Origin of the sequence: Paracoccus yeei ATCC BAA-599, assembly GCF_000622145.1 — a bacterium.
Lineage (GTDB): Bacteria > Pseudomonadota > Alphaproteobacteria > Rhodobacterales > Rhodobacteraceae > Paracoccus > Paracoccus yeei.
This window is the reverse complement of the sequence record NZ_JHWH01000071.1, coordinates 1-1,173: the sequence shown is the minus strand read 5'-3', so window position 1 is coordinate 1,173 and position 1,173 is coordinate 1. Positions and strand designations below refer to the sequence as shown.

General features: G+C 65.1%; 2 protein-coding genes. Both read right to left on the bottom strand.

Annotated features, from left to right (window positions below):
* A partial coding sequence (locus BU28_RS23690) for an efflux RND transporter periplasmic adaptor subunit (protein ID WP_036763493.1) occupies positions 1-584 on the bottom strand: 584 nt, incomplete at its 3' end.
* A gap of 181 nt (positions 585-765) precedes the next feature.
* Positions 766-963 (bottom strand): hypothetical protein, encoded by a 198-nt coding sequence (locus tag BU28_RS0117655; RefSeq protein WP_028720595.1) that lies wholly within the window; start codon positions 961-963, stop codon positions 766-768.
* Positions 964-1,173 lie beyond the last annotated feature (210 nt).

Sequence of the window (1,173 nt, the reverse complement as noted above, 5' to 3'; positions counted from 1 at the left end):
TGCCCGGCCGTGACCAGATCGCCCACCGACACCGCCGAAACCGAGGGCAGGCCGTCCAGCGGGCTGGTGATCGTGGTCCAGGACAGCTGCGCCTCGGCCGTGCGCAGGGCGGCCTCGGCCGCCATTTCGGCCGCCTGGGCCTGTTCCAGCGTCGCCAGCGCCTCTTCGAGCGAGGATTGGGTCGCGGCAGAGCCCTGCAGCCGCCGGGTCCGGTCATAGGCCGCCTGGGCCTGCGGCACGGCCGCCCTGGCCGAGGCGAGATTGGCGCGGGCCTGTTCGACCGAGGCCTGATAGGTGGTGCGGTCGATCTGGAACATGGGCGCGCCCGCCTTGATGGGCTGGCCGGGGCTGTACAGGATGTCCGTCACGAAGCCGTCGACGCGGGGACGGATGCTGACCGCGTCGCGCGCCACCGCGCGCCCCGGGATGGTGCTGATCAGCGGCACCGATTCGGATTGCAGGACGATCGTCCCCACTGCCCTGGCCCCCTGCGCCGGCGGCTGCTGGGCCTGGCCGGGCGACGCCCAGAGTGCGGCCAGGATGCTGCCTGTCCGGGCAAGGCAAAGAAGATGACGGCGGTTCATGTCCGGCTTTCCTGTCGATTGCGCGGCGGGTCTGGCCCGCCGCCTTTCGTCCCATAGGACGGTGGTCCTGCGGGATGTGCAACGGCCTGCGCAATGACTATCCCGTGTCAGGGCGGTTTGCCCCCAATGCAAAAGGCAGCCCGAAGGCTGCCCTGCATCCGTGCCGGCATCAGTGCCGCGATCACTCGGCCGCGAAGGCGGCGGTGTATTGCCCGCACCAGTCGCTGGACTTGACCACCGGCCAGTATCCACGGCTTTCCGGGTCCTTCTGCGTCACCGGCGGATTGGCCCGGCAAAGACCTGAATCCGACAGCGTGCTGGCAGAGTTCGCGACGTGATCCTCATAGAATGCGCAGGCATTGCATGCGGAATGGGTCATCTGTTTTCTCCTGTCTGGCTGACTGTCCGAATGGGCGGCTGGCTGGCGTGGCGCTGGCTGGCTTACCCGGACCCGCAGATAAATCCTCATTCCGGCAGTGTCAACAAAGATTCAATAAAAACAAATAGTTGATTTATTTTCTTGGGCTTTGATGCCTGATATTTTTTCTGGGAATTCCGCAGGAATATTCACACGAAAGTAGTCGGCTTT